This window comes from Bacteroidota bacterium (assembly GCA_034723125.1).
Classification (GTDB): Bacteria; Bacteroidota; Bacteroidia; order CAILMK01; family JAAYUY01; genus JAYEOP01.
The window spans coordinates 29218-52806 of the sequence record JAYEOP010000021.1 but is presented as its reverse complement, the minus strand read 5'-3'; the positions used below and the strand labels follow the sequence as shown (position 1 = coordinate 52806).

Below are 23589 nucleotides of genomic sequence, written 5' to 3'. Positions count from 1 at the left end.
TGGTTTTATTGGAAGAGCTTTTTTTATGTAATTTCCACCAACTTCAGAAATATTTACATCCATTATTTCATTTATTGATTTTACATTTACATTAATGGTCCCGTCAGAATTTACAGGTAATTGCACATAATGTTGTTGACTATTTACATCAGCTTGAGCTTTTGTAATAAAATCAAAATTCTGTAAAACAAGAATAACTAAGGATGTTGCAATAACTGTCAATACAACCTTTAAATACTTATCATTTTTCATAAAAAATTTATTTTTTGTTTTGGAAAGAAATACAAATGCAAAATCTATACATTAATTAGTAGTATGTCAAACGTTCAACACCTGCAATATGTTTTGCATATCTGATAACTTGTTCAGAATAACCCCATTCGTTATCATACCAAACATACAGCACTAAATTCTTCTTATTTTTTGAAACAATCGTTGATGCACCATCAATAATACAAGTATGATTATCTCTGATAATATCACTTGAAACAAGTTCTTGGTTTTCGGAAAAACCTAATTGTTCAATCATTCTTCCATTTAATGAATGCTGTTTTAATATTTCATTAACATCTTTTTTGCTTGTTCTTTGAAAAAGAATTAAATTAAGTATTGCTAATGAACCGTTAGGAGTTGGAATTCGTACAGCATTTCCTGTAAGTTTTCCTTTAAGAGGAGGCAATGCTTTTGAAACTGCTTTACCTGCACCTGTTTCTGTTATTACAAGATTTAATGCCGCAGCTCTGCCTCGTCTTGATTTATCATGGTAGTTATCAAGTAGGTTTTGGTCATTTGTATAAGAATGAATACTTTCAATATGTCCGTAATCTATTCCAAAAAAATCATCAATAATTTTTAGCGGTGGTACAATTGCATTTGTTGTACAGGATGCTGCAGAAAAGATATTCTCATCTTTAATAGAAAATTCCTCATGATTTACACCATAAACAACATTTGGAATATCATCTTTTCCAGGAGCTGTTAGTAATACTTTTTCAATACCTTTTGCTTTCAAATGCTGACCTAATCCTTTTCTATCCCTCCATGCTCCTGTGTTGTCAATCAATAATGCATTGTTTATTCCATACTTTGTATAATCTATTGTCGCAGGGTCTTTGCTACTAATTAATTGAACGGCTTGACCGTTTATTATCAATCTGTTATTCTCAAAATCCTCAGTAACATTTCCTCTAAATGGTCCAAAAATCGAATCTGTTCTTAATAATTCTGCACGTTTCGTTATTTGTTTTTCATCTAATTGTCCTCTTATTACTATTGCTTTAAGTCGTAATTGATCTCCTTTTCCTGTTTTATCAATCAATAATCTCGCAACTATTCTTCCTATTCGGCCAAAACCAAATAAAACAATATCCTTGGAAGCAAGTTTTAACCTACTCGAACCAATTAAATCATCTAAACGTTCTTTAGTAAAATCTTTGCAACTTATATTTTTATCATTCTTAATATCCAGATATTCACTGCCTAATCTACCTAAATCAATTTTTGAGGGAGCAATATCCAACTTTGAAATACATTCTGCTAACCTTAACGTATCGTGTATTGTCAAATCTTTTTGGATTATTTTTCTTGCTAAAGAATGATGTTGTAAAATCAATTCAATCCCTTTATCAAAAAGCTTTTTCCTAAATAAGACTAATTCAATAGATTTATTATACCATAAATCAACAACTATTCTGGAAAGCTTACTAGCTGCTTTTTCCTTCTCAATCCAATTTTCTAAAAGATAATTATTATTGAGTTCTTTCATACTTTAATTTAAATAACAGCAAACATTAATATTTTTAGCAGCATAAGCATCATCTAATCTTCCGATTTGTAAATTATTTGGTGCTGATTTTACTATTTCAGGATTATTTTTTGCTTCATCTGTAATCTTTATCATAGCATCACAAAATGCGTCAATATTTTCTTTTGATTCAGTTTCTGTTGGTTCTATCATTAATGCTTCATGAACAATAAGCGGGAAATAAATTGTTGGTGGATGAAAATTATAATCTTGAAGCCTTTTAGCAACATCAAAAGTAGAAATACCATATTTCTTTTTTAAACTATCAGAAGAAAGAATTGCTTCATGCATAATTTTTTCTTTTTTATAAGGAGCATCATAATAATCTTTTAATCGTTGAAGTATATAGTTTGCATTTATAATTGCATTTTTAGAAACTGCAAATAAACCATCAGCACCAAGCATTCTTAAATAAGTGTATGCTCTTACAATAATTGCAAAATTTCCCCAAAATGTAAGCATTTTCCCAATTGAATCAGGAGTAACTTCTGCAAATTTATAAGTATTCCCTTCTTTTTCAACTATTGGTGATGGTAAAAATTGGCTTAACTTTTTATTTACACCAACAGGACCTGAACCTGGACCTCCGCCTCCATGAGGTGTTGAAAAGGTTTTGTGTAAATTAAAATGCATTACATCAAATCCAATATCTCCTGGCTTTACAATCCCCATAATTGCATTAAGATTTGCACCATCCATATACATCAAACCTCCACATTCATGAACTAATTTAGAAATTTCTGTTATCTGCTCCTCAAAAATACCAACAGTATTTGGCATAGTAATCATCATTCCTGCGATATCATCACCTAAATGATCTTTCAAACTTTCTATATCAATTTGTCCATTTTCTAAAGATTCTATACTTACTACATCAAAACCACACATTGAAGCACTTGCTGGATTTGTTCCGTGTGCTGAATCAGGAACTAAAATCTTTCTCCTTTTTTCAATTTCATTTCTGCTTTCATGATACTTTCTTATTGCAAGAATACCGGCAAACTCTCCATGGGCACCTGCTGCCGGAGACATTGAAACTTGATCAAATCCGGATATCTCTTCTAAAATTACCTGGATTTTGTAAATTATCTCTAATGACCCCTGAACATTATCCCGCGATTGTAAAGGATGTAAATTTAAAAAATTATCAAAACGTGATGTAACTTCGTTAACTTTTGGATTGTATTTCATAGTACACGATCCTAAAGGATACATTCCCACATCAATATGGAAATTCTTATTCGAAAGTTTAACAAGATGCCTATAAAGCTCGTTTTCACTTACTTCAGGCAATTCAATTTTTTCCTCCCTGACAAATTTTACTGAAAGTTCTTTTGTTACATCAGGTACATCAATTTTGGGAAGTGTGTATGCTTTCCTTCCTTTTTTGCTTTTTGAAAATATAAGATTTGTATCCATAACTATTTATATTATTATTTTTTTAATTCTCTTAAGTATAACTGAATTGTATTTTCTAATCCTAAATATAAAGAATCTGAAATTAAAGCATGTCCTATAGAAACCTCTAATAAACCTGTTATTTTTGTGTTAAAAAAATTAAGGTTTTCTAAATTTAAATCATGACCAGCGTTAAACCCAATTCCAATTTTATTTGAATGATTTGCTGCTTCTACAAACAACTTTATTGCTTTTTCTTTGTTTTTTAAATATCCTTTTGCATACGATTCTGTATATAATTCTATTCTATCAGCACCAACACTTTTTGCACCATCTATCATTCTACAATCAGGATTTACAAAAATGGATGTTCTTATTCCATTGTTTTTTAGTTCTGAAATAATTTCTGTTAAAAAACTTTTCTCTTTAATAGTATCCCAACCATTATCCGAAGTTAATGCATCGGGTAAATCAGGAACAAGTGTAACCTGATCTGGCAAAATATCTAAAACAAGATTCATGAATTTTGAAATAGGATTTCCTTCAACATTTAACTCTGTTGTAACTGATGATTTTAAATTAATCACATCACTGTATCGTATATGCCTTTCATCAGGACGAGGATGAACAGTAATACCTTCAGCACCAAAATGTTCACAGTCTTTTGCAACTTGTAATACATCAGGAAGATTTCCAATTCTGGAATTCCTTATTAAAGCTACTTTATTAATGTTTACACTTAATCTCGTCATCTCTTTTTCTAATATCTGTAATGATCTGGCTTATAAGGACCTTCAATTGGTATGTCAATATACTTTGATTGCTCCTCTGACATTTTTGTTAAGTTAACACCTAATTTTTCAAGATGTAATCTTGCAACTTCTTCATCCAAATATTTAGGCAACCTATAAACTCCGATTTCATAATCATTTTTCATAAGATCTATTTGTGCTAATGTTTGATTAGAAAATGAATTGCTCATTACAAATGATGGATGTCCTGTTGCACAACCGAGATTAACTAATCTTCCTTCTGCAAGTAAAATAATTGAATGTCCATCTGAAAATTTAAACTGATCAACTTGGGGTTTTATATTTATTTTCTCCATTCCGTCCAAATTTTCAAGCTTCTCAACTTGTATCTCATTATCAAAATGACCAATATTACATACAACAGCCATATTTTTCATTGCTTTCATGTGTTCTGCTGTAATAACATCTTTGTTACCTGTTGTTGTTACAAAAATGTCTCCTTCATCAAAGGTTTCTTCTAGACGTTTTACCTCAAAACCTTCCATAGATGCTTGTAATGCACATATAGGATCAATCTCTGTTACAATAACTCTTGCACCATTTGACCTTAATGATTCTGCAGATCCTTTCCCTACATCTCCATATCCTAGTACAACTGCAATTTTACCGGAAATCATTAAATCAGTTGCTCGTTTAATAGAATCTACTAATGATTCCCTGCAACCATATTTATTGTCAAATTTTGACTTTGTTACGGAATCATTTACGTTAATTGCTGGAACCAATAATTCATTATTTTTATTCATTGAATACAATCTGTGAACCCCTGTAGTTGTTTCTTCCGAAACTCCTTTCCATTCTTTCACAAATTTACTCCACTTTTGCGAATCTTCTTTTTGTGTCTCTTTTAAAAGCTTAAACAATAAAGCTTGCTCTGTACTGTCAACTTCTTTATCCAAAATTGAAGAATCCTGTTCCGCTTGATAACCCAAATGCATCATTAAAGTTGCATCTCCTCCATCATCAACAATTAAGTTTGGACCCTTATCATTAGGAAATGATAATGCTTGCTTAGTACACCACCAATATTCTTCTAATGTTTCACCTTTCCATGCAAATACAGGAACATTCCTGTCTCTTACAATAGCCGCAGCTGCATGGTCCTGTGTAGAAAAAATATTACAACTTGACCATCTAACATTAGCACCTAATTCTACCAAAGTTTCAATTAGCACAGCAGTTTGAATTGTCATGTGTAACGATCCCATTATCCTAACTCCTTTTAATGGCTTTTCATTTGAATATTTTTCTCGGATACTCATCAATCCTGGCATCTCAATCTCTGCAAGTTCAATTTCTTTTCTCCCGAAATCTGCAAGCGAAATATCTGCAATTTTAAAATCTGTAATCATTATGTTTTATGTTTAAATTTAATCAATTTAGAATTACTGCAAAACTAACAAACATATATTATATATACATTGAAAATTATTACAATTTCATATAGAAGAATAATCGTAATATATTATGCAATAAGATTATTAGAATTGTAAATGCAATTTTTATTGAAAGAAATAGGTTGATGAGAAAATCAGAACAATTTAAGAGGTAAAAAATGAGATAACCAATGCGATTAATCAAATAATTTAGAACTTTATGAAATGATTTTATCACATTTTAATAAACAGATATCGTTGCTATTGATAACTATATATATTAATGTATAAATAAAATTAGTAATATAAAAAAATATCTTTTATTAAATATATGAAATATCGTATATATAATACTTGAAAACAGCAACATATAATAAGTATTATAAATAAAATATAAATTACAAAATCAACTATTGAAAATATTTATCATTTTTGTATTGTAGTTAAAAATATTATACTACCTTTGCCCTCGCAATTAAATATTGCAATGATTCCAATAGAGGAAACAATAGCTTAAAAAATCTGAAATAAAAAATTTAAAGTTTTTCTTGTTTATTAAAAAAACAATATTACCTTTGCACTCCTTTTTAAAAGTGAAAGGGAAACAAAAAACTTTAAAAAAAAAGATTTTTTTGTGTTAGTTTAAAAAAATGTTTTATCTTTGCACTTCTTTTTAAAAGTTAAAAGAAACAACAAAAAAGACTTTAAATAAAAAAACTTTTTTTGTGCTAGTTAATAAAATTGTATTACCTTTGCACTCCCTTTTGGGAGAGGAAAGAAAAACAAACAACCAATAGAGGTTGAATATATAAGTTCTTTGAAGGTTTGTGGAAATAAATAGGTTTACTTGAGTTTTAGATTAAAAATTACTTTTTACTACGAAGAGTTTGATCCTGGCTCAGGATGAACGCTAGCGGCAGGCTTAATACATGCAAGTCGAACGGCAGTTTCAGCTTCGGCTGAAAGCGAGTGGCGAACGGGTGCGTAACACGTATGCAACTTACCCCTAACTGGAGTATAGCTCCGAGAAATCGGAATTAATCCTCCATAATATTTTTTTAACACATGTTTTAAAAATTAAAACTTCGGTGGTTAGGGATGGGCATGCGGCTCATTAGCTAGTTGGTGATGGTAATGGCTCACCAAGGCAACGATGGGTAGCTGGTCTGAGAGGATGATCAGCCACACTGGCACTGAGACACGGGCCAGACTCCTACGGGAGGCAGCAGTAGGGAATATTGGTCAATGGGCGAAAGCCTGAACCAGCCATGCCGCGTGCAGGATTGACAGCTCTATGAGTTGTAAACTGCTTTTTTTAGGGAAGAACACTATCGATTTTTCGATAATTGACGGTACCTAAAGAATAAGCACCGGCTAACTCCGTGCCAGCAGCCGCGGTAATACGGAGGGTGCAAGCGTTATCCGGATTTACTGGGTTTAAAGGGTACGTAGGTGGCTTAGTAAGTTAGTGGTGAAATCCTACAGCTCAACTGTAGAACTGCCATTAAAACTGCTAAGCTTGAGTATAGTTGAGGCGGGTGGAATGTAACATGTAGCGGTGAAATGCATAGAGATGTTACAGAACACCAATTGTGAAAACAGCTCGCTAAACTATTACTGACACTGAGGTACGAAAGCGTGGGTAGCGAACAGGATTAGATACCCTGGTAGTCCACGCCATAAACGATGAACACTAGACGTGTGTCGCCTAGCGATACGTGTCCAAGCAAAAGCGTTAAGTGTTCCACCTGGGGAGTACGATCGCAAGATTAAAACTCAAAGGAATTGACGGGGGCCCGCACAAGCGGAGGAGCATGTGGTTTAATTCGATGATACGCGAGGAACCTTACCTGGACTATAATGCGAGTGACAACCCCAGAAATGGGGCTTTCCTTAGGGACACAAAGCAAGGTGCTGCATGGCTGTCGTCAGCTCGTGCCGTGAGGTGTAGGGTTAAGTCCCTCAACGAGCGCAACCCTTATTCTTAGTTACCATCAGATAATGCTGGGCACTCTAGGAAAACTGCCTGCGTAAGCAGTGAGGAAGGAGGGGATGACGTCAAGTCCGCATGGCCCTTACGTCCAGGGCTACACACATGCTACAATGGCTATTACAATGGGTCGCTATCTAGCAATAGAATGCTAATCTCTAAAAATAGCCTTAGTTCGGATTGGAGTCTGCAACTCGACTCCATGAAGTTGGATTCGCTAGTAATCGCATATCAGCAATGGTGCGGTGAATACGTTCCCGGGCCTTGTACACACCGCCCGTCAAGCCATGGAAGTTGGAAGTGCCTGAAGTCGATAACTGAAAGGAATCGCCCAAGGTAAGTCCAGTAACTAGGGCTAAGTCGTAACAAGGTAGCCGTACCGGAAGGTGCGGCTGGAACACCTCCTTTTTAGAGTCAAAACACTGTTTACCTATTTTTCCACTCTCCTTTTATTTGTTTTCCTTCAAATAATCTTAATTAAATGTCCCACAGTCCCGTAGCTCAGCTGGTTAGAGCACTACACTGATAATGTAGGGGTCCGCAGTTCAAGTCTGCGCGGGACTACTAGATTATATGAGGGGGATTAGCTCAGTTGGCTAGAGCGTCTGCCTTGCACGCAGAAGGTCATCGGTTCGAGCCCGATATTCTCCACAACAAAAAATAGACATTTGGTCTATAGAAAACAAAGTTCTTTTACATGCTGGAAATTTAAAATTCTTTAGAAAGCAAATAAGAGTGCATGATGAATGCCTTGGCTCTCAGAGGCGATGAAGGACGTGATAGGCTGCGATAAGCTTCGGGTAAGTGCCGAATAACTTTTGATCCGAAGATCTCCGAATAGGAAAACCTGGCCTTTTGGCCATCCCGTTTTCGGGAAGCGAACCTGCCGAACTGAAACATCTTAGTAAGCAGAGGAAAAGAAAGCAATAGCGATTCCCCAAGTAGTGGCGAGCGAACAGGGATCAGCCCAAACCATTATTGTCTAGGCAATAGTGGGGTTATGGACTGCAATATGATTTATTTAATTGAAGTAGAAAAATTTTGGAAAACTTTACCATAGAAGGTGATAGTCCTGTATACGTAAAATTATTTAAAACTAGCAGTATCCTGAGTACCACGGAACCGGTGAAATTCTGTGGGAATATACCAGCACCATCTGGTAAGGCTAAATACTCCTGAGAGACCGATAGTGAACAAGTACCGTAAGGGAAAGGTGAAAAGTACCCCTAGCAGGGGAGTGAAATAGTATCTGAAATCATGCACTTACAAGCGGTAGAAGTCCCGATTTTTTCGGGATGACTGCGTGCCTTTTGCATAATGAGCCTACGAGTTACTCCTCACTGGCAAGGTTAAAATTATATTTGAAGCCATAGCGAAAGCGAGTTCTAACAGAGCGATTAGTCAGTGGGGGTAGACGCGAAACCTAGTGATCTATCCATGACCAGGATGAAAGACAGGTAACACTGTCCGGAGGTCCGAACCATTGTACGTTGAAAAGTGCTTGGATGAGTTGTGGATAGGGGTGAAAGGCCAATCAAACTAGGAAATATCTCGTACTCTCCGAAATGCTTTTAGGAGCAGCCTCATATTTATTGTCTTGGAGGTAGAGCTACTGTTTTGGCTAGGGGGCTTCATCGCCTACCAAACCAAGGCAAACTCCAAATACCAAGACACCATTATATGGGAGTGAGGCGTTGGGTGCTAAGGTCCAATGCCAAGAGGGAAACAACCCAGACTATCAGCTAAGGTCCCAAAATATATGCTAAGTTGTTGAAATGAAGTTCAACTGCTAAGACAGCTAGGATGTTGGCTTGGAAGCAGCCAATCATTTAAAGAGTGCGTAACAGCTCACTGGTCGAGCGGTCGAGCACAAATAATAATCGGGCATTAAGCATATTACCGAAGCTATAGTTTCAATAGCAATATTGAAAGGTAGGAGAGCATTCTTGCATCAATGAAGAAGAATCGTAAGGTTTTTTGGAGATTCAAGAAAAGAAAATGTAGGCATAAGTAACGATAATGCCAATGAGAAATTGGCACACCGAAAGACTAAGGTTTCCTGATCAACGCTAATCGGATCAGGGTTAGTCGGGACCTAAGGCGAACCCGAAAGGGGTAGTCGATGGACAACAGATTAATATTTCTGTACTAAATAATAATGTGATGGGGTGACGAAATAGTGAAAGACTCGCGTACTGACGGAATAGTACGTTGAAAAGTAAAGGTATACAAATAATAGGAAAATCCGTTATTTGTGCTGAAACTTGATAGTACCACAAGCCTTCGGGTGAGTGGATAGTAGTCCTAATCAAATTTCCAAGAAAAACCTCTAAACTTAGTTATTATTTACTCGTACCACAAACCGACACAGGTAGTCGAGGAGAGAATCCTAAGGTGCTCGAGTGATCCATGGCTAAGGAACTCGGCAAATTAGCCTTGTAACTTAGGGAAAAAAGGCACCTCATTTCCTTCGGGAAATAGGTCGCAGTAAAAAGGTCCAGGCGACTGTTTACCAAAAACACAGGGCTTTGCTAAATTTAAAAATGATGTATAAGGCCTGACTCCTGCCCGGTGCCGGAAGGTTAAAGGGAGGTGTTATCCTTCGGGAGAAGCTCCAAACTGAAGCCCCGGTAAACGGCGGCCGTAACTATAACGGTCCTAAGGTAGCGAAATTCCTTGTCGGGTAAGTTCCGACCTGCACGAATGGAGTAACGATCTGGACACTGTCTCAGCCATGAGCTCGGTGAAATTGTAGTATCGGTGAAGATGCCGATTACCCACAACGGGACGGAAAGACCCCGTGAACCTTTACTACAGCTTAATATTGATTTTGGGTAAGTGATGTGTAGGATAGGTGGGAAGCTTTGAAGCAATTTCGCTAGGAATTGTGGAGCTAATCTTGAAATACCACTCTTCGCTTAGTTGAAATCTAATCTATTTAATAGAAAAAGTATTTGGTAGGTAGTTTGACTGGGGTGGTCGCCTCCAAAAAAGTAACGGAGGCTTCCAAAGGTACCCTCAGTACGGTTGGTAACCGTGCATTGAGTATAATAGCATAAGGGTGCTTAACTGTGAGACAGACAAGTCAAACAGAGACGAAAGTCGGGTATAGTGATCCGGTGGTTCCGAATGGAAGGGCCATCGCTCAAAGGATAAAAGGTACTCCGGGGATAACAGGCTGATCTCCCCCAAGAGCTCATATCGACGGGGAGGTTTGGCACCTCGATGTCGGCTCGTCACATCCTGGGGCTGGAGAAGGTCCCAAGGGTTAGGCTGTTCGCCTATTAAAGTGGCACGCGAGCTGGGTTCAGAACGTCGTGAGACAGTTCGGTCCCTATCTGTTGTGGGCGTTAGAAATTTGAGAAGACCTGACTCTAGTACGAGAGGACCGAGTTGGACAAACCTCTGGTATGCCTGTTGTAACGCCAGTTGCACCGCAGGGTAGCCATGTTTGGAAGAGATAAGTACTGAAAGCATCTAAGTACGAAGCTCACTTCAAGATAAGATTTCTGATTAAGGGTCGTTAAAGATTATAACGTTGATAGGCTACAAGTGTAAGAGCAGAAATGTTTTTAGCTGAGTAGTACTAATTACCCGTAAGCTTTCTAATTTTTTATTTCCAGCATGTTTATAAAAATTTAATTTGGTGATTATAGCAATGAGGTTCACCTCTTACCATTTCGAACAGAGAAGTTAAGCTCATTTACGCAGATGTTACTGCCAATAGGTGGGAAAGTATGTAATTGCCAAATTATTCTAACCCTAGTAATTAAAAAATTGCTAGGGTTTTTTATTACAATATTTTTAATGATTCTTTCAAATGCTGATATAATTTCGATTATAATGATTTGATTTTCAATATTGTTGCATATATTAACTTGAAATTTTCCAGTATGATATATTAAATTTTGAACGATATATTAGAATATCATTTATTTACAAGTGTATTATTAAAAATAACAAAAATTTGTGTATTTGCATTTTAATTTACAGTTTTTTAAAATTTAGAATAAATAAATAATTAATAAATCAAATTAGAGAAAAAGGAACTATCAATTGTTTTTTATTTCAAAAAGATATTTACTGTTAAAAAGTGTTTTAAATGAATCAACTGCTGTGAGATTATATTTTATAAAAAATTGTTTATTAGTGTTATTTTTTATCAAGCAAGCACGGTTAATGACGTTATTTTCGTTTAAACAATCAGTATAAACTTTTTTGTTGTTTTTTAGATGATCTTGGATGCTGTTGTCAAGTTTTATTAAGGATCTGTTTTTTATTTTTGTTTCGGAAGGAGATTTTAAAACATTTGCAATGTCTTCAATTCCAGTTTTGTAATAAATCTCATTTTGTATTTGAATATCTTCTTTTAAAATAAAAAGGGAATTTTGATTTTCCAGAATTTTGCTGATTAGTACTTTATTATTTGAGTAATCAATAAAGTTGTTTGGTAAAATACCATAACTAAAATTCCAGATTAGTAGGGAGAGAGCAATTAGTTGCAATGATTTTTTATTAAATTGAAAAAATATTGATAGAGGAATAATCGCTAAAAATGGTAACATTACCATAAACTCTGAGTTTCCGATTGAATAAAAGGCAAATGCAAGCTGAAGAAAAAAAATAAAAATGAATATTTTGGAAATAAGCGTTTGTTGTTTTATTTTTTTTAGTCTTAGAAAGTTTTTTTGAAAAATAGAAAAAAAGATTAAAATTATTGAAACTATAGTAGGCAGAATGTAAAGAATATTTTTTTTAAATAGAAACAGCATTAGTCCGTGTGCTTGAAAGAATGTGCGAATAAAATTTATTGTTGTAAATAGCAAATTATCGAGTCCTGAACCTGTCCTTACTCCTCCTTTAAAAAATTCCAAAAACACAAAATGGATGATGTTGCTGAATGAAAGTTGTTGCTTGTTGTAAAATACTATGATTAAAGCGTAGGATAAAAAGACAATTAAAACTGGCAATAAATACCAAAAAATGTTTTTAATTTTTTTTGAATAAATCAATATTCCAATAAATAAACCAAACCACCAAAAGAAATGTATTTGGTGATAAAGGCAAGCTAATGCGGAAAAGAAACCTGCAAGTAAAAAGTTGGTTTTATGTTTTTTTAAAGATTTTAAAAAGTACAAAGATCCAAGAAGAGAAAATGCAATTGGGATGATATAAGTTTCATTTTCGGTAGCAAATCTCCAGAATCCGAAGCTTGTTCCGGCAATAATAATCCATGAGGTCAATTCTTTTTTATTGATATTGTTGACTTCGAGAATATTTTTAAAAATTAGTAACGAAAATGTTGCAAACGAAGCATTTAGGACTTTCATGACCTCAAGAGTATCTAACGAAAAACCTAGCCATTGAAGGAAGTTAAAAAGTAAATATCCTGTTGCTGAATAAAAAAGATGGTGAGGATTAAATAGTTCATTTCCGTATTTTATTCCGGCAGCATAGCCGTAAGCATCGATAGTTGAGTTGTTTGTAGGGAAGAAAATGTAAAGAGAAAATAATATCAGAATAACAAAATGTGGCGATATTTTAATTTCTTTAAATTTCAAAATAAAAATTTAGAAAAAGATTGAAATACGTGGAACCCACGGACTTGAGTATGGTGAAAGTGCTTGATGGTTTAGGTTATACAAAAGCATGAGTTGCAGATAGCCGTTTTTACCGAATGCTTGCCTAAAACCTCCACCGACAAAAAAGCTTCCTACCCATTGTCGGTTGTAGTCAGAAATTGTAACATCATAATATTCAAAACTTAAAGCTTCGTATTCAATATGAGTAAAAATATTATTGTAAATCATATCTTGAGTAAATAAACTACCTCCATAAACACTTGATTTGCTAACACCACCATAACCAATAAGTTTGTCCCAATCAAATTTGTAATAAATATACGTTATTCCACCACCTACATAAAGTTTTTCGGTTATCGGGTATGATACTTTCGGGGAAATTTCTATGTATGTTTTTGCTCCGAATTGCATTCCTGCACCACCACCCCAATTTAATTTTTGTGAAAAACTTTTGTCGTTAGAATATTTGTCATCTTTTTCTCTGGAATAATCTTCTTGTGCAAGAAGTGTAAAGGTTAACAATGATAAGGAAATTGATAATAATAATATTTTTTTTACCATTTTATTGAATCATTATTATAAGTGTAGGAATAATTTTTTTTGTGTAACAAAAACAAGAATCATTCCGTATCTCTAATTATTCCTAATTCCGAAAGTCCGTATTCTTCTTCCATTTTAATACCGAGATTTTCCAATTCTTTAAGAACGGGTTTGTAAATTTCAGGAATTGTTGGAATATGAACTCCTTTTATTTTAATTTCATTATCAAGAATCATTTTAACAGCTATTGCTGCAGGTAATCCAACGGTTTTTGATATTGCCGTATTGCCACCGATTTCTCCATAGTTAATCATTCTTGATTTGATTATTTCAGTTTTTCCATCTTCGTATTCTACAAGAAATGTATGAAGCATCAATATCAAATCTCTTTCATCATGCTGAAGCATCATGTTTGGAATCATAAGTCCTGCTGTAATATCGAATGGTGATTTGTTTTTTTCGTCAATAGGTTTATTTTTAAAATAACCAATGTATTCAAATGCTTTGATAATATTTGAAGTAATATTTATGTTCAGATATTCAGCTAATTTTTCGGGTAGTCTCTTGGTGCTATTTGCATTTATCCTTGAAGCAAGAAATCCTGCATAAGTTTTATTTTTAACATCAATTTCTTCATAAGAAAGAAGTTCAAGTTTTTTTATTGAATCAAGAATTTCACTCCATCCCAAAAAACGAATTGTTCCTCGCACTGCTGTATTGCTTTCAGGAATATTATAAATATCGATATAAGCAAGAGAATCTCTGTTAGGGTAAACTTCAACTTTGCCAATTTTTGGAAATTTTATCCAACGAAGGTCTTTAAAGATGTCTAATCTTGATACTTCAATTATTTTGTTGTTGCGTTTGTAAATAGCAGGATTTTTACTTGCCATTACAACACCTTCCGGACTCCAAGAAAATTTATACCCAAATGGATTATCTATTGCATCGGGTTCTGGTAAAGCACCGCAGAAAGAATAAAATTCTTTGATTTCCCCATTTTTTTCATGAACCTCATCAATAATTTTTTTTGCACTCATGTGGTCAATTCCAGGGTCAAGTCCTATTTCATTAAGAATAATTACGCCTGCTTCTTTTGCTTCTTTATCTAAATCAGACATTTCTGCTTTTACGTATGAAGTTGTTATCATGTTTTTTTTATGTGCAATACAAGTTTTGGCAATTTTTACATGGAAAACATAAGGGAGAATGCTTACAACAATGTTATGAGATTCAACAAGATTGTTGAGAGTTTTATCATCTGTTGCATCAAAAAAGATGGCTTTTCCTTTTGGATGATTACTAATTACTTCTATGGCTTTATCTTTTTCAAAATCTCCTATGGTAACAAAAAACCCCTTGTTTAAAAGATAGTTAACTATTGGTTTTGAAACCATTCCGGCACCAAGAATTAAAACTTTTGACATAAATTTATTTTTTAGAATTAATTTATAATTGAATCGTTTTTATTTGTTTTTTCTCTTTCAGCTTTTTTCTTTAAAATCACATCTAGAAGTTCTTCAGGAGTTTTACCAATATTTTCCATCAAAAATTTTGCTTGTTTACTAAGTTCATGGTCAGGAAATTCTTCTGTTAGTTTCCTATAATATTCACTTGCTTTCCCTAGTTTATGAAGTCTGTCATTATAAATATTTGCTATTGCAAAGTAGCTTTCAGGTAAATATTCACTATCATGATATTTTTCTTCTATTGAAGAATATAATTCAATAGCTTTATCAGGATCTCCTAGGAAATTAACATAAATGTTTGCTAATTCAATTGTTAGTTTTGAGCAAACGATATCCTTAGGATAGTTTTCAATAAAGGATTCATAATTATCAGCAAGGTTGCGGACTTCTTCAAAGTCAAAGTCCGAGCTTGTTAATTTGTTATAAAATTCATCTCTTTGCTCGTTAAGAGATTGTAATTCTGAATCTCTTTTTTCTTCTGAATTGTTACACGAGAAAAGAAAAGGTAAAAGTGCAAGTATAAAAAATAGTTTTTTCATTTTTAATAAGTTTTAGTTACATCACTATCAACAACGATAAAGTAGTCTGCCATATTTTTTATTTCGTCATCAAAATTTTTAATATCATCTTGTTCAATGGTAGTAATTGTAATTATTTTAAGATTTTTATTTTGTTTTTTTAAATACCAATAAATTCCTTCATGATTATTTGAATGATAAGCTCCGTTAAAATGAAGAAATATTTGTCCTTCTTTAAGGTTTTTTAAGATAAAATGTGCCATTGTAGCATCTTTGGATGCTTGTGCCTGAGGAAGATATGAAATACTATGTCCTCTCATCATTTTAGCCATTTTTTTATAGCCGGGTAATTCAGGGTCAAAATCAATTGGTAGTGGAGCAATAAATGTTTTTGCTTCCGAGCTTAAAAGTTGTAGAGAGTCAAGTCCTTTTGTAGAAACGAATGAAGCATATCTGCGAGGAATATTTGTAGCTATATATTTTAGCTTTTTTTCTTTTGCAAATTCAAATGGAGGCTTGTAATCGGTTTTGTAATTCGGCCATATTCGTGCTTCTTTTTCAAAATATTTTTGAGTTATATAATTGCTAAAATATTCGTTAATTTTTATTTGGTCATCAGCTTCAAACATTTCTGAGCCTAAAAGCAATTTATTACCTTTTGTTTCGTAAAGTGCTTTTGTGAGTTCAAATTGCAACCAGTGGGAAATGGAATTATTATGAAGCTCACCAAATAGAATTACGTCTGCTGATGAAATTTTGTTTGCCATTTTTTCAAAGTTTATTTCTTTGCCTTTTGAATTGTAAATTTTATAGGCAGGCATAGTTGCTTGGATAAAAATTGAAGCAATAAATAAAAGGAGTAAAGAAGTTGTTTTTTTCATAATTTTTCTAGTTTTTGTTGTTTATTAAAATAAATATCCATTGCTGTAATTATAGCAATAAATCCCCAAAAAGGAACAGATGCTTTATCTGTTTGAAGAAAATTATTCAATATTCCGTGAGTAAGATATGTTACGAAACCCATTAATAAAAGTATGGTCATGACTTTTGTAAAACTACTCGAATTGTTTTTGTAATATACTTTCATTCCTGTGTAAAGAACTGTAAATGCGAGTAAAAGGAATGAAAGCATTCCGAGAAAACCTGATTCCGAAAGAGGACCGAGATATTCGCTATGAGCGTTTCCCAAGTTACCGAAATCGGTACTTATTATTGTTCTTTCTTTTGCCAATTGAAAAGGTGCATATTTAAACATGTAAGTGCCGGGTCCCCATCCAAATAGTGGCTTTTCTTTGAACATACGTATTGCACAATTCCACCTATTAATTCGTTCCGCATTGCTTGCATCCGTTGAAATATTTGAAATTGATTTTACTTGCTCACTTACATCTGTTGATGAAACAGAAGTGTTTTTTCTCAATGGTTGGATTATTTGTGACCAAAAGATAAATATTGAAAAGCCTGAAATTAATAAAATTAAAATCAGACCTCTAAATTTAATTTTTAACCAGAATAAAAGTGGAAAAGAAATTGCAACAACAATGCTTATCCATGCGGCTCTTGAGTATGATAAAGAAACACCGGCAATAAGAATAATTGTAATTATTAGAGCAAAAGCATTTTGAAATTTGTTTAATTTTAATATTTTGTTTTTAACAAAAAAGCCTCCAATAACAGGCAGAAACATTGCGATTACTGCTCCATAAATTGTGTGGTCTTTAAAAAACGGATATGTAACTTTATTAGCATAATCATGAGAAAAGAAAAAGTGATGATGTTTGTAAATTGTAAAAATAATTACAAATATAAGAGGTGTTAGAAATAACCAAAAAAAGTTTTTTATTGATTTTTCACTTTTAAAAAGATTGATAATCATAAAGTAAAAGACAGTTACAAACCATAGACGTGAGAGGAAAAATTTAAGAGAAATTAAAGGCATTGTGCTTGTAACAGATGTAATTAAAATCCAAGAAAGATTTATGTAAATTGCAATAGAAATAGGATGCTTGAGAATTTTTTTGTCATAATCACCTTTAATAAAATACCGTAAAAAGAACAATATCATGAGTGTTAAAATGATAGGCTCTGTAGGAATACTAACTGAAATTCCAAAATCTTCAAATTTGTAAATGAAAGATAATGGGGTGATAAATATTAAAAAATAAAGTAATTTTTCGGGGAAATAAAAGAAAGAGTAAGCAATCAATAAAACAAAAGGAAGTAGATTGAGCCAATAAATTTCATGGAGCATTAAAATAGTATTGGCAACAATAAAAAGAAGAACAAAAGCTAAACCCGTTATGTGTTTTTTTGTTATCAATTGCTGAGTTTTTATTGAGTTCTTTTAAAGAATAAATGTTGAAAAAAATTAATTTAATTCAATTTTTTTAAAATTTTCAACAAAAATCAGGATCAAAATTGTAAGGATTAAAGTTATAAAAGCTGATGCTAAAGTAATAATTGTTCTTCTCGGAAAGCATTTTTTTTCAGGAGTACTAGCATTCTCAATAATAAATTTATGAGGAATGAAGTTTTTAAAATCAACTTTAATTTGCTTGTATTTATTTCTTAGCTTAACAAGTTCTTCTTGTTCCCATTCAAGTTCTCCTGTTATCCATTCTTGTGTTGGTCCATATTTAGAAAGCAAATCAAGTTTTTCTTCAACGGATTTTATTGCAACAGAGTTTCCTTTTTGAAGTGCTGTTGCATAAGCAGTACTCAATGCCTCTGATTGTCCTTCAAAGTTAAGCACTCCTTTTTGAGCAAGAACATTTTGTGAATCAATAAGTGATTGAATATATTGTTTTTTGTTGAAATAATCTTCTTTTACAATCTCCAAGCCGTTTTTTGCTCTAACTTTTAAAATATCATTTCTGATAGTATCCATATATTCAACCATGTCATTTGCAATATTAGCTGCCATTTTCGGGTCTTTATCTTTAACGGATATTTTTATTGAAGTATATTCTGTTAAGCTGGATTTAACATTTTTGTGAAATCTTGAACCGAATTTTGAATTAGCATATTTTTCATCTTTACTAATTTCGTAATGCTCCATAAGATTGTATTTTGTTTTTATCTTATGAATTATTCTGTCTGATTGTAAAATTTGCAATAATTGCTCTGCTTCTTCACTTTCTCCAACCGAAAGAAAGCCTTCATCTGAAAAATTATTTTCGGTGAGTAATCCTTTTGATACTGTTATTGATGATGTAGGATAAAATATTACATAAGCTTCATACTTGGGGTCAACAAATGTTGGTCCTGTAAATATTGCAGCAACTAATCCTGCAACAAAACTAATTATTAATAAAAGGTATTTCCATTTTAGTAAAAAGCGTAATACAATAACAAAACTTTCATTTTTGTTTTCCATTTTCACATTTGATTTAGTTCAATTCATTGTTTCTTCTCAAAATATCCTTGATGTTAGTAACAATCATTTTCAATTTTTTGCAATGGCAAAGGTCTGAAAAAAACTTTATTAACAGCGAATTATTGAAACGAAAATTATTTTGTTATGTTGTTTTGTTTTTTTATGCTAATTTAAATTATCAGTAGAAGTTAGCACACAAATTCCAACACCTTATTTTACGGATAGTTGAAGAGATAATCATCCGAAATAACAATTTAATTTTTATTGAAAGAATGGTTTTTTTATAGCATACTTTATTACAAATTGTTTTCTTAATTTAGCATTTTGTTTTTGAAGTGTTAATAGATGAAAATTGCTGTAAATACAAGGTTTTTAATAAAAGATAAACTCGAAGGAATTGGTGTTTTTACTTTTGAAACACTAAAAATTATTACTGAAAAATATCCTGAGCATAAATTTTATTTTCTTTTTGACAGAAAAGTTGATAAGGAATTTATTTTCTCCAAAAACATCGAAGCTATTATTGTTCATCCTCAAGCCCGTCATCCTTTTCTTTGGTATTTATGGTTTGAATGGTCGTTGCCAAAAGTTCTAAAAAAAATTAATGCTGATATTTTTGTTTCTATGGATGGATATTTACCTTTAAGAAATAAAACCAAATCATTAACGGTTATTCACGATCTTGCTTTTGAACATTATCCTAAGGATATTCCTTTTTTAGTAAAGAAATATTACAAGTATTATTTCCCTAAGTTTGCTCAAAAAGCTGATAGAATTGCTACTGTATCAGAATTTTCTAAGAATGATTTAATTCAAAAATATGGTATTGAGCCAAATAAAATTGATGTTGTTTACAATGGTGCTTCCGATATTTTTAAAGCATTATCCGAAAAAGAAAAAGCAGATGTAAAAAAAGAACTGACAGCTTCAAAAGATTATTTTGTATATGTAGGTGCTTTGCATCAACGAAAAAATATTCCTAATCTTTTAAAAGCTTATGAGAAATTCAGGGATAATTCACAAAAAGAAATAAAGCTTGTTATTGTTGGTAGAAAAGCTTGGGGAACAAAAGAAATGGAAGATGTTTTTGATTCCATGAAATATAAAAATGATATTATTTTTACAGGACGAGTTTCCAATGAACGTTTGGCGAAATATATAGCTTCCGCAGTTGCAATGACTTATGTCTCTTATTTTGAAGGTTTTGGAATTCCATTAATTGAAGCATTTGCTTGCAATGTTCCGGTAATTACTTCCAACAGTTCATCATTGCCCGAAGTAGTAGGAGATGCAGGATTGATTGTAAATCCTTTTGATGTTGAAGAAATTGCTATTGCAATGCAAAAAATTGCAGAAGACGATACACTACGAAAAAAACTTATCGAAAAATTAAAAGTTCAAAAACAGAAGTTTTCATGGGATAAAACTGCTGAATTGTTGTCTAAAAGTATGGGAATAACAGAAGGTTGATTATAATAGTTTTTAGAGTGGACTCAAGGATAAGTTTATTACATTCGTATTTTTAAAAAATAATATTCTAAAAATGAAAAAGAACATTTATCTCACTTTTGTTATTTTAATAAGTTTCTCAATAAAAACATTTTCACAATCAGAAAGCTGGATTGAAAATGTTACTAAAGATGTTGGGCTTGACAGTGCACGTGCTTCCTATGTTTATGTTGTGGATATCAACAACGATCATTATCCCGATATTGCTATTATTGAAGCAAATCTTAACAAAGGTCATATAAAATTATACAGAAATATTCAAAAGCCCGGTTCATCAAATCCAAAAGACAGATTTTTTGAAGACATTACAAAAGGCTCACATATTGACATAAGGAGAAATGGCGAAAAGGGTAGGGTGATAGATAATGTTATTTTTGGAGATATTGATAATGACGGAGATAACGATTGCATTACAGGAATTTATTATCATAGGTGGGAATATTATCATCCCGACAGCAACGACCCCGGAGATAGATGTGAAGTTTTGTTGAACAAAGGATGGGGAGAATTTGAACTTGTAGAAAACAGCGGACTAAATAAAATAGGACCTCACTCAGGCAATGATGAAGGTTTGGTAAATACAACAGGAATGTCGTTTCTTGATTATAATCTTGACGGTAATCTTGATGTTTTTGTTGCATCTTGGTTTGATGATTATAAAAATAACAAAATAACTTCAAGCTATATGCTTAAAGGCAATGGTGATGGTACTTTTACAGATGTGAGTTTTGAAACATGGATTGAACAAAATGACTATCCGTTGTACGGAGTAAATGCTACTGATTGGAATAATGACGGATGGATGGATATTGCTACTTCACCATATTGCCGTAGTGGTGGTAGCTTATGGAAAAATATGAAAAACGGTAGGTTTCGTGATGTTGCTAAAACTGTTGGATACAACACTCAATTTTTGAATGGAGATGGCTGGGCTGATATGCAAATGACAAAAGCAAAAGCACTTTGTACATGGGCAAGTCAACCTGCTGATTTTGATAATGACGGAGATATGGATTTCTTTTATGTTCTGGTACATGGAGGATTTGGAAATGATGTGTTCGGGAAACTTGCAGGAAGGTCAACAATTGTTGTCAATAAAGGTGAAAGTGGAAATTATGAACTTGAATGGGCTCTTGACCGTGTTGAAAGAAAACCTCCGAGAGCATCTCATATTGGCGATTATGATGCTTGTTGGTTTGATTTGGACAATGATATGCTTCTTGACCTTGCAGTAGGAAACGGTGGATATTCAAATAATACAAGATTGTTTATTTCTCAACAACAATCAGATAATTATTTTGATGATATTTCCTCAGATATTGGAATTGCAGGAGTAAGCACTATGATTAGAGAACTTTATTCAATCCAACCTATTGATTTTGACCTTGACGGTGATGATGATATTTTACTTTGCCACGGCAACGGAGAGCATGAAGCTAAACATGAAGTGCTTCTGATTGAAAATAAAGTTGGTGAATTCAATAATTGGGTAGGAATAAAACTTGACCCTCCGCAAGCTTCAAATAAAAGTGGGATTGGCTCACGAATAACAGTTTATTCGGGAGGAGTTGCACAAACACGGGAAGTATCGGCAGGCTTTGGTCATTTTAGCGGTCAGCAACCTTTTATTAGAAATTTTGGTTTGGACAATAATAGCACAGTTGATTCAATTGTAATTAGATGGCAAACAAACCCTATTACCTACACAAGAGTGAGCAATCCTCCGATAAATGATATAATTGTTATTAATAAAAATGGTTACTGGGGTACATTAGGTACAAAAGAAAAAATGGTTAAAAACGAATCAATACAGCTTTTTCCAAATCCTGTAAGTGATATTCTAAATGTAAAAATTAATGCAGAATTTACGAAAGAAGGTGTTTATAAAATATTTACAATGGATGGAAAAGTTGTTAAAAATGCAAAATTTATAAGCTATAATAATTCAATAATTTCAATTTCAACAGCAGAATTATCATCAGGATATTATTTAATAAGATTTTTCTCAGACAAAGATATTTCTAAGGTTTTACCTTTTGTGAAAAAATAGTCAGCTGTAAATTTAATATGTGCCGATAGAAAAATTAAGGTTCTATGTTGATTTGTGTGGGTAAAAAAAATTAAAGCCACAGATTCACAGATTAAAATTAATTTATATGCAATATTCTAATAAGATATGTCCTTTAGGGGATTTACGGCACAGGTAGGCAATTAATGAGTTTTCTTATAAGCATTAATTACAAAAAGAGTAATTTTGTAATCTGTGAATCTGTGGCAAATTTGATTACCCACAGTATTAGACATAGAACCGAAATTAAAGGATTATTAGAAGACAACTTTTTTTATAAAATAAGTTAGTGAATGAAATTTTTAAAAATATTGTTAGCAGAATAAAATCAATTTATTCCGAAAGGGAAGCTCAAAGTATTGCTTACGAGTTAATTGAGTTTTTATTTGATTGTAAGAGAACAGATATTTTTACAACAAAAAGTAATTATAAAATTTCGGTAGAAGAAAAAGATAAATTAGAAGTAGCTATTAAAAAACTTTTAAATAATGTGCCTATTCAACAAATAATTGGTAAAACATTTTTTTGTAATTGTGAAATAAAAGTTAGTAATGATGTTTTAATCCCAAGACCTGAAACTGAGGAATTGGTATCAACAGTTGTTAATGAAAATACTTTAACTTTTCCAAGAATTATTGATATTGGAACAGGAAGCGGTTGTATTGCAATTGCATTAAAAAAGGAAATTCCCAAGTCAGAGATTACAGCAATTGATTTTTCGGAAGAGGCATTAATGATTGCAAAAGGAAATTCTGACTTAAATAATGTTTCAATAATTTTCAATAAAATTAATATTTTAGAAAAAACCGAAAGAGAAAACATAAAGGGGGAATTTGATTTCATAGTTAGCAATCCGCCTTATGTTCGGGAATCGGAAAAAAATTTGATGCACAAAAATGTATTGGAACATGAACCTGAAAAAGCTTTATTTGTGAGTGATGATAATCCTTTGATTTTTTACAAAGAAATTTGTGAGTTTGCAAAATCACACTTAAAAAAAGGAGGAAAACTCTTTTTTGAGATAAATGAAGCACTGGGAAAAGATGTTGTTGAATTATTGAAAATGAATGGTTTTTTCAAAACAAAAATTCTGAAAGATAGCTTTGATAAAGATAGAATTGTGGTTGCTGAAAAATAATTTTTTCAT

15 protein-coding genes, 2 tRNA genes and 3 rRNA genes are annotated in these 23589 nt (G+C 32.6%); 8 read left to right on the top strand and 12 right to left on the bottom strand.

Annotation, left to right across the window (positions count from 1 at the left end; translation table 11 throughout):
- From U9R42_00875 to ahcY, 5 genes are all read right to left on the bottom strand, one after another.
- A partial coding sequence (locus U9R42_00875) for a hypothetical protein (protein ID MEA3494568.1) occupies positions 1 to 252 on the bottom strand: 252 nt, incomplete at its 3' end.
- A 55-nt stretch (positions 253 to 307) separates the two neighbouring features.
- A complete protein-coding gene (locus U9R42_00870) occupies positions 308 to 1765 on the bottom strand; it encodes a glyceraldehyde-3-phosphate dehydrogenase (protein ID MEA3494567.1) in 1458 nt (485 codons plus the stop codon).
- A 3-nt stretch (positions 1766 to 1768) separates the two neighbouring features.
- Complete coding sequence (gene gcvPB / locus U9R42_00865; protein ID MEA3494566.1) at positions 1769 to 3223, bottom strand: aminomethyl-transferring glycine dehydrogenase subunit GcvPB; 1455 nt, start codon at positions 3221 to 3223, stop codon at positions 1769 to 1771.
- A gap of 14 nt (positions 3224 to 3237) precedes the next feature.
- Positions 3238 to 3954 (bottom strand): pyridoxine 5'-phosphate synthase, encoded by a 717-nt coding sequence (locus U9R42_00860; GenBank protein MEA3494565.1) that lies wholly within the window; start codon positions 3952 to 3954, stop codon positions 3238 to 3240.
- Positions 3955 to 3962: 8 nt separating this feature from the next.
- The gene (ahcY, locus tag U9R42_00855) at positions 3963 to 5366 is read right to left on the bottom strand and encodes an adenosylhomocysteinase (protein ID MEA3494564.1); all 1404 of its coding nucleotides are present in this window, start codon (positions 5364 to 5366) and stop codon (positions 3963 to 3965) included.
- Positions 5367 to 6265: 899 nt separating this feature from the next.
- Between ahcY and U9R42_00850 the strand changes: the two genes are divergently transcribed.
- From U9R42_00850 to rrf, 5 genes are all read left to right on the top strand, one after another.
- Positions 6266 to 7788: ribosomal RNA gene (locus tag U9R42_00850) — 16S ribosomal RNA — on the top strand.
- Positions 7789 to 7870: 82 nt separating this feature from the next.
- Positions 7871 to 7944, top strand: a tRNA-Ile gene (locus U9R42_00845).
- 13 nt (positions 7945 to 7957) lie between these two features.
- Positions 7958 to 8031 (top strand) — tRNA-Ala (locus U9R42_00840).
- A 68-nt stretch (positions 8032 to 8099) separates the two neighbouring features.
- Positions 8100 to 10990 (top strand): 23S ribosomal RNA (locus tag U9R42_00835).
- A gap of 32 nt (positions 10991 to 11022) precedes the next feature.
- Positions 11023 to 11132 (top strand): 5S ribosomal RNA (rrf, locus tag U9R42_00830).
- Together the 16S, 23S and 5S rRNA genes with 2 tRNA genes alongside form the textbook arrangement of a ribosomal RNA operon.
- 300 nt (positions 11133 to 11432) lie before the next feature.
- Here the strand turns inward: rrf and U9R42_00825 are convergent.
- Genes U9R42_00825 through U9R42_00795 form a run of 7 tightly spaced genes read right to left on the bottom strand, consistent with a single transcriptional unit; the run spans position 11433 to position 18865 of the window.
- Positions 11433 to 12941 carry a hypothetical protein gene (locus U9R42_00825; GenBank protein ID MEA3494563.1) on the bottom strand — a complete coding sequence of 503 codons (1509 nt, stop codon included), beginning with the start codon at positions 12939 to 12941 and terminating at the stop codon, positions 11433 to 11435.
- A gap of 9 nt (positions 12942 to 12950) precedes the next feature.
- Positions 12951 to 13523 carry a hypothetical protein gene (locus U9R42_00820; protein ID MEA3494562.1) on the bottom strand — a complete coding sequence of 191 codons (573 nt, stop codon included), beginning with the start codon at positions 13521 to 13523 and terminating at the stop codon, positions 12951 to 12953.
- A gap of 59 nt (positions 13524 to 13582) precedes the next feature.
- A complete protein-coding gene (locus tag U9R42_00815) occupies positions 13583 to 14929 on the bottom strand; it encodes a saccharopine dehydrogenase C-terminal domain-containing protein (GenBank protein MEA3494561.1) in 1347 nt (448 codons plus the stop codon).
- Positions 14930 to 14946: 17 nt separating this feature from the next.
- The gene (locus U9R42_00810) at positions 14947 to 15510 is read right to left on the bottom strand and encodes a hypothetical protein (GenBank protein MEA3494560.1); all 564 of its coding nucleotides are present in this window, start codon (positions 15508 to 15510) and stop codon (positions 14947 to 14949) included.
- 2 nt (positions 15511 to 15512) lie between these two features.
- Positions 15513 to 16370, bottom strand: coding sequence for a ChaN family lipoprotein (locus U9R42_00805; protein MEA3494559.1), 858 nt, complete (start codon positions 16368 to 16370; stop codon positions 15513 to 15515).
- A complete protein-coding gene (locus tag U9R42_00800) occupies positions 16367 to 17809 on the bottom strand; it encodes an O-antigen ligase family protein (protein MEA3494558.1) in 1443 nt (480 codons plus the stop codon). Before U9R42_00800 ends, U9R42_00805 begins: the two co-directional genes overlap by 4 nt.
- A gap of 48 nt (positions 17810 to 17857) precedes the next feature.
- Positions 17858 to 18865 carry a hypothetical protein gene (locus U9R42_00795; GenBank protein ID MEA3494557.1) on the bottom strand — a complete coding sequence of 336 codons (1008 nt, stop codon included), beginning with the start codon at positions 18863 to 18865 and terminating at the stop codon, positions 17858 to 17860.
- 345 nt (positions 18866 to 19210) lie between these two features.
- Here U9R42_00795 and U9R42_00790 point away from each other — a divergent pair, with 345 nt between their 5' ends.
- The 3 genes from U9R42_00790 to prmC all read left to right on the top strand — a co-directional run bounded on the left by U9R42_00790 (position 19211) and on the right by prmC (position 23580).
- Positions 19211 to 20335 (top strand): glycosyltransferase family 1 protein, encoded by a 1125-nt coding sequence (locus U9R42_00790; protein MEA3494556.1) that lies wholly within the window; start codon positions 19211 to 19213, stop codon positions 20333 to 20335.
- Positions 20336 to 20408: 73 nt separating this feature from the next.
- Positions 20409 to 22424, top strand: a complete 2016-nt coding sequence (locus tag U9R42_00785; GenBank protein ID MEA3494555.1) for an FG-GAP-like repeat-containing protein — start codon at positions 20409 to 20411, stop codon at positions 22422 to 22424.
- A gap of 307 nt (positions 22425 to 22731) precedes the next feature.
- On the top strand, positions 22732 to 23580 hold the full coding sequence (gene prmC / locus U9R42_00780) for a peptide chain release factor N(5)-glutamine methyltransferase (protein MEA3494554.1): 849 nt from the start codon (positions 22732 to 22734) through the stop codon (positions 23578 to 23580).
- The last annotated feature ends 9 nt before the right edge of the window (positions 23581 to 23589 follow it).

What these genes read in the sequence shown, in the direction of transcription:
- U9R42_00870 (MEA3494567.1), bottom strand. Translation starts at nt 1,765, where the DNA reads ATGAAAGAACTCAATAATAATTATCTTTTAGAAAATTGGATTGAGAAG.
- gcvPB (MEA3494566.1), bottom strand. Translation starts at nt 3,223, where the DNA reads ATGGATACAAATCTTATATTTTCAAAAAGCAAAAAAGGAAGGAAAGCA.
- U9R42_00860 (MEA3494565.1), bottom strand. Translation starts at nt 3,954, where the DNA reads ATGACGAGATTAAGTGTAAACATTAATAAAGTAGCTTTAATAAGGAAT.
- ahcY (MEA3494564.1), bottom strand. Translation starts at nt 5,366, where the DNA reads ATGATTACAGATTTTAAAATTGCAGATATTTCGCTTGCAGATTTCGGG.
- U9R42_00820 (MEA3494562.1), bottom strand. Translation starts at nt 13,523, where the DNA reads ATGGTAAAAAAAATATTATTATTATCAATTTCCTTATCATTGTTAACC.
- U9R42_00815 (MEA3494561.1), bottom strand. Translation starts at nt 14,929, where the DNA reads ATGTCAAAAGTTTTAATTCTTGGTGCCGGAATGGTTTCAAAACCAATA.
- U9R42_00810 (MEA3494560.1), bottom strand. Translation starts at nt 15,510, where the DNA reads ATGAAAAAACTATTTTTTATACTTGCACTTTTACCTTTTCTTTTCTCG.
- U9R42_00805 (MEA3494559.1), bottom strand. Translation starts at nt 16,370, where the DNA reads ATGAAAAAAACAACTTCTTTACTCCTTTTATTTATTGCTTCAATTTTT.
- U9R42_00795 (MEA3494557.1), bottom strand. Translation starts at nt 18,865, where the DNA reads ATGGAAAACAAAAATGAAAGTTTTGTTATTGTATTACGCTTTTTACTA.
- U9R42_00790 (MEA3494556.1), top strand. Translation starts at nt 19,211, where the DNA reads ATGAAAATTGCTGTAAATACAAGGTTTTTAATAAAAGATAAACTCGAA.
- U9R42_00785 (MEA3494555.1), top strand. Translation starts at nt 20,409, where the DNA reads ATGAAAAAGAACATTTATCTCACTTTTGTTATTTTAATAAGTTTCTCA.